Raw genomic sequence first — 16,235 nt, 5'->3', positions numbered from 1 at the left:
TGAATCACTTTACTGTATCATTGTACGGACCTAATTGTTTTTTAGAAAAGTAATGATTTGTCTCCTTACTTTTCATTAACATATTTCCTTTTATAATTAAAAAATAGGTAGCTATTAGAAAGTAGATCATCCCTAATAACCAATCCAAATTTGTAGCCAGATTGTGTAAAAGAATATATTTCATATATACATAACCAATCGGAGCATGTAGTAATACAACCGCACCTAATCCCGGATTGTATATTGTTTTTGCTTTTATATTCGCAAAAATACCATGCCAGATGAATTGAAAAAAACCCATTAAAATAGGTGCCATCCCAAGCCATATTATATTTTGAAAGAAAACCGGAAGTAAATAAAAAACATACGCAATCAAAATATTTATTACCATAGCAGATTGCGTATTTAATGGATAGCGATCTGGTATATCACTTTTAAATATAACTACATTAAACAGACCAGCAAAATAACCTGGCCAACGATACTCTTCAAATTGATGCACTAAAATGGCCACAAAACTTAACCCTAACAATACTTTTATTTCACTCATTTCTCCCAAATTCGTGACTAAACAAACAGCGACAACAATAGCGACAACTAACCCTATATCACACCAATGCTTTCTAAAGAAACTAATCATCTCTATCACTCACTATCTCAATTTTTATAAAAATAGCGTTCAAATAGGAAATCAATCTGTTTTTCTATAGGTAGTACTCTTATATCTGCCCCTGATTCGAGAATTGGCATCATTAATGCTGGAAGAAAAACAGATCCAAATATTTGCACTGTCATCATCATTAAAATTTCCTGATCCGTTTCATTTGTTATTTCGCTCAAAATATTCTTCACTTTACTAAAACCTAGCCTCTTCAAAAAATCCCCATATTCGTATTGAGATGTAAATACCGTAGTTCCCATTGCAATAATCTTCCTAACTAACTCAGGATATTGCCGAATTACTAGTACATAATCCAATAAAAATATTTTTAATCTTTCTTTTGCTGGCACTGTAATATTATCTAAAATAGAAAAAGTGCCTTGAAAGCTAATTAATAAAACTTTAATCGTCTCACTAATCAACTTTTCTTTTGAACCAAAATGGTAATTTACAAGCGCGATATTTACATCTGACAATGCTGCAATTTTTCTTATCGTTACCCTTTCAAAACCTTCTTTTTTAATTAATTCCAATGTTGTATTTAAAATTCTTGCTTTCGTGGATACGCTTTCATCCCCCCCAATTTATCTCCCCCTCTAAAATTTATCAGTTAAACAACGATTTAAACATTGTTTAATTTTATGGTATCACTTTCCAATTTCAAAAATCTATTTAATCCTTTCGACATTTCCCTACATTTCTCTTCATTCCATACAAAAAGCGTGAAAATGCTAAACTGTTCACGCCTTTTGTATTTGTACTGTTACATACCAATTTCTGCTTTATATTCCACACATAAAATAGATTTCTAAAAACAATTTAAAACTATCCATACGCCAATACGCAAAGAAAAATATATTGTAACTTGCTCCAAAAACGGCTAAAATAAGAATAAGAATTTTCTGAATATTCAAAGAGTAGGTGGTTATATGTCTTTGTTACGCTCGCATATATGCAAATTTATAATTGGTGTCATTGTTATTTTTGTCATAAGTCCTATCCCAGCTCTTTTTATTACACATAATTATTCTTATCAAAATGGCTTAATAAGTATTTTCCAAAACTTCGATCAACTTTCTTCTATATCAATTCCAAAAATTGATTGGATGCATGAATCTATTTTTTTCTCAGCAAATCAGATGATACATACTTCTACTCATTCAACACCACTATTCCCTTACATATGGGAAATATATTTTTTATCAATTGTTCGTTTCACTTTCACTCTTGCAATTGGCTTCTTTATAAGTTTAGGAATCGGTCATCTATTTTTAAAAGCACCAAATTCAATTAAAAAGATCACTACTTTCCTACACTGGATACCGTACTCTTTTTGCACTGTATTTTTACAATGTTCTATCTTACTACTTCTTCTCTATATTGCAAACTTTATAAAGTTTTCTTATTTCTCATCTTTGATCATCGTATGTAGTACCTCTATGATTATCGTTATGCAAGCAATAAAGAAATGGCTCCCTTTCCTCTATAACACAAGTGAATATGAAATGAAAAATTCTGCTTTCCTTGTTGATACATTATTTTTAGCACTTACTTCGAATCATAAATCTATTTTAAGTTCTATTATTTTTTCCTTTTTAATTATGGAATGTACTTTTCACGCGAGCGGATTATTACAATTTATCGTTCAATTTGGTGGTACTGCACCTGTAATTGTCACAATCGGTTTACTACTATTGTATATCCCATACAGCGTCTTATCTTTTCTCCAAGCACTTTGGACAACAAACTACTCTAAACAACAAACATACACTATAACACGAAGTATCCCAAAACCGTAAAGTTACATAGCCCTCTATATTCTGAAAGTAGAGGGTTATTCCTTTTGTATCGAGGACAAAATAACAACAAACTCTAAAACTACACTATAAACATGCCAATATTTACCCTTTTCCTTTGACTATTCTTTTCATTTGGATTTATTATAAAAGTATAACATAATTGCAGGAGGTGACATCTTTATTTCAAACTTTGGAATAGAGAACACACTTGGACATATTAAATATTTTTCTCATCTTTGTACTTATTCTTATTTCGGGCTTTTTCGTTGCATCAGAATTCGCTGTTGTAAAAGTACGAAAAAGCCGAATTGACCAACTTGCAAATGAAGGTAATAAACAAGCTTTAGCTGCAAGAAGTGTCCTATCTAATTTAGATGTTTATTTATCAGCTTGTCAGCTCGGGATTACGATTACTTCTTTAGGGCTTGGTTGGCTTGGTGAACCGACTGTGGAACATATACTACGACCGCTTTTTGAAAAAATCAACATGACTGGAACAATGGCTAACACGTTATCTTTTATTATTGCTTTTAGCGTTATTACATTTTTCCACGTTGTATTAGGTGAATTAGTTCCAAAGTCTTTCGCAATTCAAAAAGCAGAAGCAATCACACTCAAATTTGCCAAACCACTTATTTTATTTGATAAAATTATGTATCCGTTCATTTGGCTACTCAATAGTGCAGCTATATTTTTCACAAAACTACTCGGTTTAGAGCCAGCGAAAGAAAATGAACTTGCTCATTCAGAAGAGGAATTACGACTCATTTTAGGTGAGAGTTTTAAAAGCGGAGAAATAAACCAAACCGAATATAAATATGTAAATAATATTTTTGAATTTGATGACCGGGTTGCAAAAGAAATCATGGTCCCTCGTACTGAAATGGTTTGCTTATCTACCGAAAATACTTTAGAAGAAAATATGGATATCGTCGCAACTGAAAAATATACACGCTATCCTATAATTGAAAAAGATAAAGATGACATCATCGGGATGATAAATACGAAAGAAATATTTCATGATCAAACAAAAGGTATTTATAAACCACTTGAATCTTATATACATCCCGTACTAACTGTATTTGAAACTGTTCCAATCCGTAAAACATTAGTACATCTTCAAAAGAATCGCGTTCAGATGGCAATCATTATGGATGAATATGGTGGTACTGCTGGGCTTTTAACAATGGAAGATATTCTTGAAGAAATTATTGGAGAAATTCAAGATGAATTTGACGCGGATGAATCACCTATGATTGAAAAGCGTACCCCGAAGCTTACTGTTTTAGATGGAAAAGTACTCATTTCTGAAGTAAATGATATGTTTGGCCTACATATTGATGATAGCGATTTAGATACAATTGGAGGCTGGCTCCTCTCTCAAGCGGTTGACTTAAATATTGAAGCTGGTTATTCTATTGAATATGCTGGGTTTCAATTTAAAGCATTAGAACTTGATGGACATCAAATCAAAAAAATTGCTGTACATAAATTAGATATTAAAAAGGAGTTATAAAGTGACTGTTTTCTTAACAATCTGTATCATTGCCTGTTTCATCATTTCATTTCTCGCCTTTATTTACCCTATTATCCCAGGTATCTTAGCTGTATGGGCTGGATATTTGATTTACCATTTTGGTATAAATGGCGGGGAACTAACAATTACTTTTTGGGTCATTCAAGCCATTTTCACCCTATTCATTTTCGTCGCTGATTTTATTGCTAATGGATATTTCCTAAAAAAATATGGAAGTTCAAAATGGGGCGAACGTGTCGGTATGATTTCTATCATTGTTGGATCGTTCTTCTTCCCACCTTTTGGTTTAATAATTATACCGTTCTTATCGGTATTTTTCACAGAGCTCATGCATAAAAAGACGCCAAAAGACGCCTTTCTAGTAGGAGTTGCTACTGTAGTTGGTTTTTTAAGCAGTACTGTAGCGAAAGCTATTCTCCAAATCATTATGATTATCATTTTCGTATGTTATATCATCTTTTAACCATCCCGCTTTTGGGATGGTTTTTTAATATGAAATACCAACTCGACTATTTTCATATATATTTTCATTGCATAAATCCCATGTAAAATGTGCTGTATCACCAACTGTAATTTTCGCTCCATCTTCTGGCAATATATGTTGTTCAGTGCGATATACCCCCGTTATCTCACCGTCTATTAAATGCGTCGGACAAACAATGGTCCAACATAAATCACTATTATGAAGCGCCTTATATGCAGCTAAATGATCCTCTGCTGCTGCTGTCGTTTTCCTTTTTGATTCCGATGATTGGAAACGATATACATTTGGATTTGTTCTCGCTTGTAAAATACCAGCTGTTCCTATCGTAATAATTTTCTTAACGCCTTCTTTTTCCATATACTTTATAATATTTGGCATACTCTTTGCTAATGTCCCATTTCCATCCGTTCCAAGAGCGCTAATTACGATATCACATCCTTCTATCGCTTTCTTTATATCGTTTTCGTTTAATATATTTCCTTCTATAACATGTAACCTGTCATGTTCTATTTCCATTCTATTTAAATCACGAACGAATGCCGTCACTTCGGATGAATCCTTTAATGCTAATTTTATTATTTCCGAACCTACTCTACCTGTCGCTCCCAATACACATACTTTCATTTGTTTACTCCTCTCTCATTCTTTCTCTATTTTTTCAATACTCTCAATCAATATACAACAAAAAAGCTTCCTCATATATAAGAGGAAGCTTTATTATTACTTTATTTCTTTTCTTTAGAATCAGTAGACTTCTCTGTTCCACTTGTTTCTTTATCCTTTTTCTCATCCTGTTGTGTTGTTGTGTCTTCTTCTTTCTTCTTGTCCTCACCTTTACTACAACCTACCATTAATAAAGAACTTGCAAGTGCCATAGCAGTTAATGATTTAACCCATTTGTTCATTTGCGTTTCCTCCCTTTGATAGAATATGTACAATCCCATATTACTCTCTATTTTTAAAGGAAAGATTGAAAAATAGTAAATATACGGTAAATGTTTGTAAATTTTCTAATAATAATTACATTTAGCCCTTTTCTCTGCATGAAAGTAAAAAACTAGGGCGACAACTATTCCGCCTTAGTTTTTTATGCAAATTTCTCGTTTTCATATATATGTGTAATTTTATATTCCTTCTTCACAACATATTGCCACACACTATAAGCGTAACGATTCATTTTCAGGAAACAGTTTTCCAAAAACGAACGAAATTCTGGATTTGCAACTTCCACTGCAACTTGAGCAAACTTCAATGCTAATCGTTTCAAATGTGAAATATAACAGACTGCAATTTGGATATCTCCTATATATGTATTATCTATTTCCTTTTCCGTTTCCATTTCCATTTCAGACAAATGAAACGAAATTGGTTCACATGTTATATGCTGTACATTCTCTCCTTCTTGAAAATTCACTTGTTCATTATATGCTTGTAACATATACGGTAAATGGTGCTGTATTATATCCTTTAATTCTTCATCCCGGATTTTTTCAGTATACTCTCCTACTTTATAAATTAACATGTAACTATACTTCATTAATTCTTTCATACAGTCCATTAAAGTTTCTCCTTTCCTTTTGTCTATATGCTATAAATATGACGCTAAAACATTCGCTATTCTTGCTAAAAACCAATCCCATTTACTAATTTCCTCAAAATCCTGTTCAGAAAATCGTTTTGATTTACGAAAATCCTCCTTTAATCGACTCCATACGTCAGCAACAACTGTTTTGTCATATATGAGACAGTTAGATTCGCAATTTAAATAAAAACTTCTATTATCAAAGTTTGCTGTACCGATATCAACAATTTCTCCATCAATGATCGTTACTTTCCCATGAAAAAATCCATTGCGATATTGATAAATTTCCGCTCCAGCATGTAACATGTCTTTCAAATACGGATAAGCAGCTTGTTTTAACAATACGGCATCACTTTTAAATGGCACGAGAATTTTTACACTAACACCGCGATATAATGCATCTTTTAACTCTTTCATCATTTCTTTACTTGGTACAAAATAAGGTGTAGCAATTATTAAAGACTTTTTAGCCTGCTTTATAAGCACCCCATATTTCTGCCATAAACCTTTTCCATTTGAAAACAAATATTGATATTTTACATTTCCTTTTGCAGGTAAACTTTCATGTGCAGGCATTTTTTCCCCGGTATCTTCTTTCCAATCTTTAGCAAATTTTCTTTCCATATCAGTTGCACCATTCCCATTGATACGTACATGATAATCACGCCATGGACCAAATTTCGGATTTTGTCCAAGGTATTCCTTTCCGATATTAAAACCACCGACATATGATACCTTTCCATCTATCGTAACAATGCGTCTATGATTTCGTTGATGCAAAGAATAGAATATACTTTTCAGTTTAGGTTTTTTACTAAATGTAAACTGGACACCTTTTCTTTTTAATTGATTCAGTATCTTTTTCTTCAGCTTATATCCACCTATACGGTCGACTGACAACTTCACTTCTACCCCGCTAGATGCTTTTTTCTCTAATAACTGTAAAAACTCTCGGCTTATCTCATCTTTACCTACAATATAAAAATGAATATATATATACTTTTCCGCATTGTTTATATCCTCAAATAATCTCCTATATAACTCTTCTCCGTTCGTATATAGTTGAAATTCGCCTAATCGAACTTGCCCTAATTCATATTCACTAGCCATTTTTTTCCCCATTTCCACATCGATGTTCATCCATATGAATACACCTATAAAAAAAAGGATTAGAGCGAAAAAGTGCTTCATGGATAATTTCCTTTCTCCACTTACTGTTATTCCTATATCTTCCCTTTTTTTATACATAATCATTCAAGAAAAAATGTCCTTACATGATATATGTCCATATCAAACAACAGCTCATTTGCATATTGTATGTTGTATCTTAAAATAAAAGGAGGAAATAACAATGGGCTTCGCACATGGTAATGGATTTGCGCTTTTAGTCGTATTATTTATCCTCTTAATCATCGTCGGTGCTGCTTGCTTCTGCTAAGTAGTTATTGTCATATGATATGTGGATGAAAAAACTATAAAAGCGGACACCTATTTTTAGGTGTCCGCTTTTTATTTTAAAACCATTATCGTTTGTTATGGTAACCTTAACGGCTATATATTCAATTCAAAAAGTTAACAATGTGGCTACTTTCTTACTCTCTGCCTTACGAATATTACGTTGTTCCGCACGTAATACAGCAATACGATGTAATTCTTTCTCTTCTTCTGTTTCAGGAATAACTCGTGGTACAGGAACTGGATTATTTTCCTTACTAAGTGCAACAAATGTAACAAATGACGTTGCAGCTATACGCTTCTCACCTGAAATTAAGTCTTCAGCCACTACCTTCACAAAAACTTCCATTGAAGTTCTTCCCGTCCAAATTACAAAGGATTCATAACTAACGCAATCAGATGAACGAACAGGATGTAAGAAATCAACCCAATCCATAGACGCTGTGACACATTCTTTTCTTGCATGTCTCGTTGCTGAAATAGAAGCAACCATATCCATCTCCGCTAATATTTTCCCACCAAATAGTGTATTATGATCATTTAAATCCGTTGGAAATACTCGGCTCGTTTTAAACACTCTAGACTCATTAGCTGTTTTTCCCTTTACTTCAGTAATTGTTATCGCCCCCTTGATTAATTATCCTACTATTTGCGGGTAGTAAGACTCCCAGAAGAAATTAGGTGGAAGTCGGGCTGTCCGTATACTTTCAATGAGTTCAACTAATCATGTACTGTTCACTACACTAAATGAACTACACGTTTAATATTAACAACATTCAGAACTTTTAGTCCATAAAAAAGAACCGATGTTATCAATCGGCTCCTCTAAATACATATTGTTCTTTCGGCTGCTCAACTTTATTCCATTTCGTTACTTCTAAAACGGGAATATTGGCATGGAACGGCTGATAAAACTCCGTTGTTATTTCTCCTTCTACTTGGATCCAGTCATCATTATTCCACTCTACCCCTTCTGGTTTTTTCACTAACATACCATATACACCAGAATCCGCTACACAGTGTATAATACCGAAACGGAATAAGAAGTATTGTTCTTTTTTAGAAGAATCATCTCTGAACACAAACCCTTTAAAAGATAATTTTTTCCCAGTAAACTCGCCAGGATAGTTATAAATCGTCTCCATGCCCTTTAAGAAATCTTCATCTTTTAAAGTAATACTGTCTTTCGTAACAAACTCTTTCTTCCCTTTTTCCATTACACCACGGTATCCTTCTTTCCCGTAATAAATGCTCGTATCAGGTCTTAGAAATTGCCTTGTCATAAATGGATCTTTACTTTCTGCTTGCGCTACTGGAAAATGGAATCCCTTCGCCTTAACAATATCGGAATCTAATGTTGCAATTGGGAAAAACAATCCTGTAATGATTGGAAAACAGAATAATGTGTAAGAAAACACTTTTTTCCACCATGTATTCTCATCTTTCGAATGATCATGCCCGCAGTGACTATGATCGCAACCACAATTGTGCTGATCTTTTTCTTTTTGATGTTCTTTTTGGAAAACGATAATAATTTGAACAATCGTTAAAAACCCTAAAATAATGGCTGCTGTTGTTGATAAATAAGCATACTTCATATTGATATATTTCGTAATATTACCTGAAATATGAAGCTGTGCAATTAATATTGTGAAACCTAATAATATATATGCTCGAAACATAACCTACCACCCCATCGCATAAATGAGTAGTGAGCTTGCATAAACAACAAGAGTAACTGTAACTGTAACGACAATTACAAATTTTGTTTTAAATGTCGCAAGCATCATAAACATATTTTTAATATCCACCATCGGTCCATATACGAGAAACGCGACGAGTGATGCTGTTGAAAATGTACTTTGGAATGACGAAGCAATAAATGCATCTGCTTCTGAACAAAGTGATAATATAAAGGCAAGTCCCATCATTACAGCTGATGAAGAAAACGGCCCTTGTCCGATAGCAAGAAGTGTTGAAGTTTGTACAAACGTTTGAACCGCTGCTGCAATTAACGCACCTAGTACTAAGTATTTTCCCATTGAGAAGAATTCCTCAACAGCGTGCGTACATACTTCCCACATTTTTTTACGTAACGGACGCTTATGATTCACTTCTGGGAAGTGATCATCTCTTAATTGATGTTCTTTAAACATAAATGATAATATAATCCCAACGATAATTGCTACGATAATCGCTACAATAGAACGATACCATACCATGTGCATACTACTTCCAAAAGCGACATATGTAGCAAATAGTACAACCGGATTAATAATCGGTCCAGTTAACATAAATGCAATCCCTGCGTATGGCGGAACGCCTTTTCCGATTAATCGTCTTACAATCGGAACAATTCCACATTCACATCCTGGAAACATCATGCCTAAAAAAGTAGCTAATAAAACTGACAGAAATCGGTTCTTCGGCATCCATTTTGCCACCATATCTTCTGTCACAAACATTTGAATGAATCCTGAAATAAATACACCAATTAGCACAAACGGAAGTGCCTCGATTAATATTGAGATAAAAATTGTATTCATTTGCAGGAATGCTTTCGGTAATTGAAACAATTCCATGATGTATTTCCTCCAACTTTTCTTTAACAATATGTAATTTTAACCCCATTTTATTAATTGGACAAGGCTTATACGGAATTCATAACCTTCATACACATTACATTTCACATATTATATTCTATTCCAAAATTGAGATTTCATAGCAAAAAAGCTGCTCTAGCGTAGTTTTACAACTATGCTAGAGCAGCTTTTTTATTGTTAAAAGTAACGTTTCTTCCAAAAAACAAATGCCAATGTGAACGATAAAGTTACACATATAATGAGTACAATTACAAAACCATACGCTTCACCTTCAAATGGAACCTTTACGTTCATTCCAAAGAAACTAGAAACCATTGTTGGTAAAGATAAAATAATTGTAATAGACGTTAACAGTTTCATAACACTATTTAAATTATTTGATATAACGGAACTAAATGTATTCATCATTCCACTTAAAATGTGACTATATATTTCCGCCATTTCAATAGCCTGTTTATTTTCAATTAATACATCTTCTAATAGATCTTGATCGTCTTCATACATTTTTAAAAATGTACTGTTTCGCATTAATTTTTGAATTACAATTTTATTAGCCTTTAGTGATGTTGTAAAGTAAACTAAACTTTTTTCAAGGCCTAACAATGTAAAAATTTCTTTGTTTTTCATTGATTTATTTAATTGGTGCTCTAAATCGATTGTTTTTCGATTTATTTGCTTTAAGTATCTTAAATAATAAGTAGAAATCGTATATAAGAGCTGCAGTGCAAAGCGTGTCTTTTTAAACGTATAAAATTCTTTAATACGTTGATTAATAAAACGTTCAAAAATTGGATTCTCTTCTAAGCAAATTGTAACGAAACAATCTGGCATTACAATCATACCTATTGGAATCGTGTCATAAATCGAATTCCCCTCTTCATCATGCCTAACTGTCGGAATATCGACGATGATTAAGGTATTATTGTCTTCCTTTTCAATACGAGAGCGTTCTTCATCATCCAAAGGGTCTTTAATGAAATCTAAGTCTACATTTAAAGTTTGTACTAAATACTGAATTTCTTCTTCAGTTGGATGAAGTACATTAATCCAGCAACCCTTTTGCATTTCCTCAATCTCTTGTAGTTTTCCGTTTCGGTCTGTTAAATACATATTTAACATACTATCACCCCGATTCTTTTTACATGTAGGAATCTACCTCTCTTACATAACAGTTTTTGAACCGCCATTCTCAGCATATGAAACATACGTTTAAATTTCAATAGAAAAATTATTTTGAAAACGCTTTTACGTGAAAAATATTATAAACGTAGAAAAAGACAGAGGATTCTCTGCCTTAAAAAGCTTATGTTGCCTTTATAACATATTTAGAAAGCATCCACAAGTTAAAACCAACTGAAATCGTATAGCCAGCGTAAGTTGAAATGATAAAACTTACATAATCCAAATACGGAAGCAATACAATATTTAATATTATCTTTACAATAATTCCGATTACTAAACCTAATACTGTTTTCTGTTGTTGATTAATTCCTTGCAGCATGGCAGCCGTTACAGTAAAGAGTGAAAATAGTATACACGCAGGAGCATAATATTGTAGAATAACACTCCCTATCTCCGGATCATTCCCAGTACTAAACAAAAGCGTATATATTGGTTTTGCTAACACCATCATTCCAATCGCCGCTGGTACCGTAATCCCTACTACTAATAGATTCGTCTTTGTAAAATGTTTATATAGTAACTTCGTATTCCCTGCTGTATAAGCTTTCGTCATCTCTGGAACGAGAGACATACTAAAAGCAGTCGCAACTGAAACTGGGATAAGTACAACCATTTGAACAAGACCAATAATCGCATTGATTTTTTCCGCTTCTCCTTGCATATATCCAATTTGTATAAGTAGTTTATTAATTGTAAATGTATCTATAGTCTGATACAAAGGAATAGCTAAACCAACCACGACGAAAGGAATAGAATATGTAAAGAGCTCCTTATACAACGAGAAGAAAGATTTCGTCGTTTGCGGTATACTTGCCATCTCTTTTTTCTTTAAATGCCTTCTCCTTCTTACATAATACGCAGTTAAAACAGTTAATCCACCTATTGCTCCCATGAAAGCACCAAACGTTGAAATACCAACTGCTAGCGATACAGAAGCTTTTAAAACATATAATACGACAAAACTTCCTATCAATATAGTTAAGACCCGAAAGAATTGCTCTACAACTACACTTAATGCAGAAGGGCCCATCGACTGAAATCCTTGAAAGAAGCCTCTTAATAAACTCATTACTGGTACAAGTATTAACGCAAAACTTACAATTTGAATGTTAGTAGCGACAGCAGTTACACTATTCCCCGTTTGATCACTTCCATCAACTACAAGTTCAGCTAAATGCGGGGCTAATACATACAGTGTGACACATGATACAACTCCCATTATTAACATAAAAACGATACCACTCTTTAGTACTCTTTTAACTGTATGATAATCATTTAGTTGATCATATTTTGATACCATCTTTGAAACAGCGAGCGGTAACCCCATCGTCGCTATACTCAGCATAATCGTATAAGGACGATATGCATAAGTGTATAGAACGTACCCACTCGTACCAACCATTGCTGTAAATGGTATAATATATATAAACCCTAACATTTTAGATATCATCGTTGCCATCGTTAAAAATATCGTTCCACGTATAAACGGTGACCCTTTCATCACATTCCTCCGCTACGCTTTATTATTACACATTATGGACAACTCCTTTTGTTTAGAACCGAAACAAATAAAAAAGCCAATGAATCATCATTGACTTTAACGTGTTGTTTTTTTCTTTTTCAAATACTTTAAACCGAAGTATAGTGCAATAAAGAGCACAGCTCCTATAATTATGTAATGTGTATAATCAGATGCATACTCTTTAATATGACGCCAATTCCCACCAAGTTTTTCACCTAAGTATATAAATAGAATTGACCACGGAATAATCGCTACAACCGTATAAAGTGTAAATAGTTTTAATGGCATCTTAGCTAGTCCTGCTGGAATAGAGATCGCATGACGTACTACTGGAATAAAGCGTGCAGAAAATATTACGCCTGCTCCGTAACGTTTAAACCAACCTTCCGCTATGTCTAAATGGTGTTTATTAATAAGTAGATATTTCCCATATTTCTCTACAACCGGACGCCCTCCGTAGTATCCAAGCCAGTATAAAAAGATTTGCGCTAAAGTACCACCAATCGTTCCGGCGATAACTGCCCCCACAAAACTAATTTTACCATCCGCTACTAAAAAGCCAGCATACGAAAGTACAATTTCACTTGGGATTACTTCAATCATTAAAGCAAGAGCTACTCCAAAGTACCCTAAGCTTGCAAAAAATTGCAATAACTGATCTATTATATTTGCTAACATGTTCTTTTCTATCTCCTTTTTTCTTCACATACCATCCCATTATCACATAAAGATTGCAATCTGCCAATATCTTCATTTTAACAATATGTACAATTCAAGCAGCATTAATCTATTATTTTTTCTTTCTGTGGGTCTTTCATACAAGCAAACATTTCTTTAATTTGCTCTTCTGTATTTCTAGCAATTGATAAATCCGGCAATTCATCTTCACCAAAAAACTCTATTTCTTCTGTTTCAATACTAACCTTCTTTTCCCCACCAACAATATTACAACCAATAAAGATCTTATATACATGCGTTGCTGAAGGCGATGATTGATGCTTTTCTTTATCAAATATAGCTAGTAGCTTAAAACGATCTACTTCATATCCTGTCTCTTCGAAAACCTCTTTTGCTGCTACTTCTGTTGGCGTATAACCAACATCAGCCCATCCACCTGGCAATGCCCATTTCCCATCACTTTTTTCCTTCACAAATAATAGCTTTTCATTTTGACAAACAACTGCTCGTATATCAACTTTTGGTGTTTGATAGCCCGTCTCACTTGCAAATAGTTTCGCTACTACTTCCCAATCTGTTTTTGTGTAATGTGACATCATCGAAATCGAAATGTCTCGTAATTGTTGGAAACGTTCTATATCGTACACATCTTTAGAATACGTTAAACCCGCTTGGGCTATAGATTGTATTTGTTTTACCCAATCAATCCATTTAATCGTCATCTCTACACAACCCCATTCTCTATCAAATGCATATCATTTCACTTTTTTGGTACACCTTTATTATACAAAAAAAGAGATTGATAATGTTCCAATCTCTTTCAAAATTAATCCAATTCATGTAAGTGGTCTTGTATATACTTCCTTCTTTTATTTATATATTCATAAATCATATCAGCCTCTTGATCAAACGTTTCTAATTTTTCTTTCATATATGGATCTTGTAGTAAATATGGACGAATCAATTCACACAACGCTTCTACTTTCGGCCTCATAAACGAAACTGTAAATTGGTCTTCTAATATTTCTTCTAAAATACTTCGATACTGCTTTCTAAATACAGGTATGTCTAACAATCTTGCACTTAACGTGTTATACCCTTGAATGCGAATATATTCATGATTAAGCGGTCTCCCTTGTACATCTCGCCCCCAAGTTGCATCATAATCCCACGGTATAACTTCAAATAAATTTGTCTCATCGTTATGGTATAGTGCATAGTTATGAACGAAACCGTCAAAGTTTTGCGTGAAAATTACTCCAGCTAACCATCGTAAATATTTATCTACATGTAGAAACTTCCCAATTTCTTTTTCATAATCTTCCCTCGACAAAGTATTCGCTTGAAATACAAATTCACTTAGTTGTTCTTCACTATTTTTATTCGAATATTTAAATTCATAACCCGCAAAGAGCTCTGTCTTAACATCTTTATCTCGCTCACTCATTAATGAAAAATTCGCATCATCATCTATCGCATAATAAATAGAACCACTCGGTAATCCTCTATTTTTCAAAAAGTTTTCATCAACTGATTCTAACTGTAAATATACACCTTGAATTTGACCATTGATTTTTATAAATACATGTTGTGATTTTGGCGAAAGTACACCAATATCATGAAAAAAATCTAAAGATAATTTATTTCGTATGAGTGACGGATCCATAAACTCAGAATTCAAATGAAACTCTTTCGCGCCTTGAAATTTTTTCGGTTTATAAAATACAACATGATAAGACTTTTTCTCAAATTCGCGAATATGAGCACCCCGGTATACGATATCAATGTCATACTTCTTTTTTCCATAAGTTAATTTTGCTGGCACTGGACTATCTGACCAAATATCTTTTTTCAATTCCACTAAGTACATTGGATGAACAAAAAAATCATATGAAGGCAGCATGTTTTCTCATCCCTTCTCAGTTCTCTTCATTCAATGTATGCGCCTTGTCTTGTCCATACATCCGCTATCATCTATTTATATAAAATTACACTCTTGTCCTGTTCAGAACGTCGTCATATCTCATATCATGTTAAGGAAAAAGAATACCTTTTCACTTTAATACATGATAAGGAGGATTTCTATGAAACGTGATATTAGAAAAGCTGTTGAAGAAATCAAAAGTGCAGGGATGGAGGATTTCTTACACCAAGATCCAAGTACTTTTGAGTGCGATGATGATCATCATAAATGTACAACAGGGTGTAAATGTACAACAGGGCGTAGATGTACAACAGGGCGTAGATGTACAACAGGGAATAAATGTCCAAGAACAAGATGTACTCGCGTGAAACATTGTACTTTCGTTACAAAATGTACTCATGTAAAAAAATGGACTTTCGTTACAAAATGTACTCGTGTACGCGTTCAAAAATGGACTTTTGTTACAAAAGTTACTCGTAGAAAAGAATGCGTTATAGTTACAAAACGTACTCGCGTGAAAAAATGCACTTTCGTTACAAAATGCGTTCGTTTTGAAAAGAAATGTTTCTGGACAAAACGATGTTTCTGTAAAAAATGTGTATTTTTCCCTCATAGTCATCATGGTTCTTGTGATGATTCGTGGGATCATGGTAAGGACTGTCACGATGACGGACACAAATGGAATGATTGCAAAGATAGCAGACACAAGTCTTCTTCTTGCAAGAATAAAAAATTCGATCACTTCTGGTATAAAAAACGCAATTGCTAGTTTTTTATGTCCACCAAAAAGGCCGCGTTGCGGCCTTTT

19 protein-coding genes are annotated in these 16,235 nt (G+C 33.5%); 5 read left to right on the top strand and 14 right to left on the bottom strand.

The features are described from left to right. Positions 1-4 precede the first annotated feature (4 nt). Both ACS2MN_RS00855 and ACS2MN_RS00850 read right to left on the bottom strand, forming a co-directional pair. Positions 5-649, bottom strand: coding sequence for an HXXEE domain-containing protein (locus tag ACS2MN_RS00855; protein WP_043321720.1), 645 nt, complete (start codon positions 647-649; stop codon positions 5-7). Between the two features lie 8 nt (positions 650-657). Next, positions 658-1,245 carry a TetR/AcrR family transcriptional regulator gene (locus ACS2MN_RS00850; protein ID WP_000508412.1) on the bottom strand — a complete coding sequence of 196 codons (588 nt, stop codon included), beginning with the start codon at positions 1,243-1,245 and terminating at the stop codon, positions 658-660. Between the two features lie 345 nt (positions 1,246-1,590). On the opposite strand from ACS2MN_RS00850, the gene ACS2MN_RS00845 reads away from it, so the two are divergent. From ACS2MN_RS00845 to ACS2MN_RS00835, 3 genes are all read left to right on the top strand, one after another. After that, positions 1,591-2,460 (top strand): hypothetical protein, encoded by an 870-nt coding sequence (locus tag ACS2MN_RS00845; protein WP_000055278.1) that lies wholly within the window; start codon positions 1,591-1,593, stop codon positions 2,458-2,460. Between the two features lie 208 nt (positions 2,461-2,668). Beyond that, positions 2,669-3,976 carry a hemolysin family protein gene (locus tag ACS2MN_RS00840; protein ID WP_000353739.1) on the top strand — a complete coding sequence of 436 codons (1,308 nt, stop codon included), beginning with the start codon at positions 2,669-2,671 and terminating at the stop codon, positions 3,974-3,976. A 1-nt stretch (position 3,977) separates the two neighbouring features. Continuing rightward, positions 3,978-4,460 carry a DUF456 domain-containing protein gene (locus ACS2MN_RS00835; RefSeq protein ID WP_000215663.1) on the top strand — a complete coding sequence of 161 codons (483 nt, stop codon included), beginning with the start codon at positions 3,978-3,980 and terminating at the stop codon, positions 4,458-4,460. A 24-nt stretch (positions 4,461-4,484) separates the two neighbouring features. Here the strand turns inward: ACS2MN_RS00835 and ACS2MN_RS00830 are convergent, their stop codons facing one another. The 4 genes from ACS2MN_RS00830 to cls all read right to left on the bottom strand — a co-directional run bounded on the left by ACS2MN_RS00830 (position 4,485) and on the right by cls (position 7,254). Next, positions 4,485-5,105 carry an NAD(P)-dependent oxidoreductase gene (locus ACS2MN_RS00830; protein ID WP_000861676.1) on the bottom strand — a complete coding sequence of 207 codons (621 nt, stop codon included), beginning with the start codon at positions 5,103-5,105 and terminating at the stop codon, positions 4,485-4,487. A gap of 101 nt (positions 5,106-5,206) precedes the next feature. Continuing rightward, positions 5,207-5,386, bottom strand: a complete 180-nt coding sequence (locus ACS2MN_RS00825) for a hypothetical protein (protein WP_001045965.1) — start codon at positions 5,384-5,386, stop codon at positions 5,207-5,209. Positions 5,387-5,568: 182 nt separating this feature from the next. Further along, on the bottom strand, positions 5,569-6,039 hold the full coding sequence (locus ACS2MN_RS00820) for a spore coat protein (protein WP_000340530.1): 471 nt from the start codon (positions 6,037-6,039) through the stop codon (positions 5,569-5,571). A 30-nt stretch (positions 6,040-6,069) separates the two neighbouring features. Next, on the bottom strand, positions 6,070-7,254 hold the full coding sequence (cls, locus tag ACS2MN_RS00815; RefSeq protein ID WP_043322900.1) for a cardiolipin synthase: 1,185 nt from the start codon (positions 7,252-7,254) through the stop codon (positions 6,070-6,072). Positions 7,255-7,414: 160 nt separating this feature from the next. Between cls and ACS2MN_RS00810 the strand changes: the two genes are divergently transcribed. Beyond that, positions 7,415-7,501 (top strand): YjcZ family sporulation protein, encoded by an 87-nt coding sequence (locus ACS2MN_RS00810; RefSeq protein WP_000505094.1) that lies wholly within the window; start codon positions 7,415-7,417, stop codon positions 7,499-7,501. A gap of 126 nt (positions 7,502-7,627) precedes the next feature. On the opposite strand, the gene ACS2MN_RS00805 is transcribed toward ACS2MN_RS00810, so the two are convergent. The 8 genes from ACS2MN_RS00805 to cotH form a co-directional block, all read right to left on the bottom strand. After that, positions 7,628-8,134: an acyl-CoA thioesterase gene (locus ACS2MN_RS00805; RefSeq protein ID WP_000141169.1), complete on the bottom strand. Its 507-nt coding sequence runs from the start codon at positions 8,132-8,134 to the stop codon at positions 7,628-7,630. 196 nt (positions 8,135-8,330) lie between these two features. Further along, positions 8,331-9,200, bottom strand: coding sequence for a TIGR03943 family putative permease subunit (locus ACS2MN_RS00800; protein ID WP_000488051.1), 870 nt, complete (start codon positions 9,198-9,200; stop codon positions 8,331-8,333). Positions 9,201-9,203: 3 nt separating this feature from the next. Beyond that, on the bottom strand, positions 9,204-10,100 hold the full coding sequence (locus ACS2MN_RS00795) for a permease (protein ID WP_000418718.1): 897 nt from the start codon (positions 10,098-10,100) through the stop codon (positions 9,204-9,206). 198 nt (positions 10,101-10,298) lie between these two features. Then, the gene (locus ACS2MN_RS00790) at positions 10,299-11,240 is read right to left on the bottom strand and encodes a magnesium transporter CorA family protein (protein ID WP_000933700.1); all 942 of its coding nucleotides are present in this window, start codon (positions 11,238-11,240) and stop codon (positions 10,299-10,301) included. A gap of 184 nt (positions 11,241-11,424) precedes the next feature. Further along, positions 11,425-12,804: a putative polysaccharide biosynthesis protein gene (locus tag ACS2MN_RS00785; RefSeq protein WP_015000401.1), complete on the bottom strand. Its 1,380-nt coding sequence runs from the start codon at positions 12,802-12,804 to the stop codon at positions 11,425-11,427. Between the two features lie 96 nt (positions 12,805-12,900). Then, positions 12,901-13,503, bottom strand: coding sequence for a DedA family protein (locus ACS2MN_RS00780; protein ID WP_000880689.1), 603 nt, complete (start codon positions 13,501-13,503; stop codon positions 12,901-12,903). Positions 13,504-13,607: 104 nt separating this feature from the next. Next, positions 13,608-14,225, bottom strand: a complete 618-nt coding sequence (locus ACS2MN_RS00775) for an NUDIX hydrolase N-terminal domain-containing protein (protein WP_088056046.1) — start codon at positions 14,223-14,225, stop codon at positions 13,608-13,610. A gap of 104 nt (positions 14,226-14,329) precedes the next feature. After that, the gene (gene cotH, locus ACS2MN_RS00770) at positions 14,330-15,406 is read right to left on the bottom strand and encodes a spore coat protein CotH (RefSeq protein ID WP_000938007.1); all 1,077 of its coding nucleotides are present in this window, start codon (positions 15,404-15,406) and stop codon (positions 14,330-14,332) included. A 181-nt stretch (positions 15,407-15,587) separates the two neighbouring features. On the opposite strand from cotH, the gene exsB reads away from it, so the two are divergent. Then, the gene (gene exsB, locus ACS2MN_RS00765) at positions 15,588-16,196 is read left to right on the top strand and encodes an exosporium protein ExsB (RefSeq protein WP_033662989.1); all 609 of its coding nucleotides are present in this window, start codon (positions 15,588-15,590) and stop codon (positions 16,194-16,196) included. The last annotated feature ends 39 nt before the right edge of the window (positions 16,197-16,235 follow it).

Source organism: Bacillus cereus group sp. BceL062, assembly GCF_051780025.1.
GTDB classification, from domain to species: domain Bacteria; phylum Bacillota; class Bacilli; order Bacillales; family Bacillaceae_G; genus Bacillus_A; species Bacillus_A toyonensis.
The sequence above is the reverse complement of the archived record's forward strand: the minus strand, read 5'-3'. Positions and strand labels throughout refer to the sequence as shown.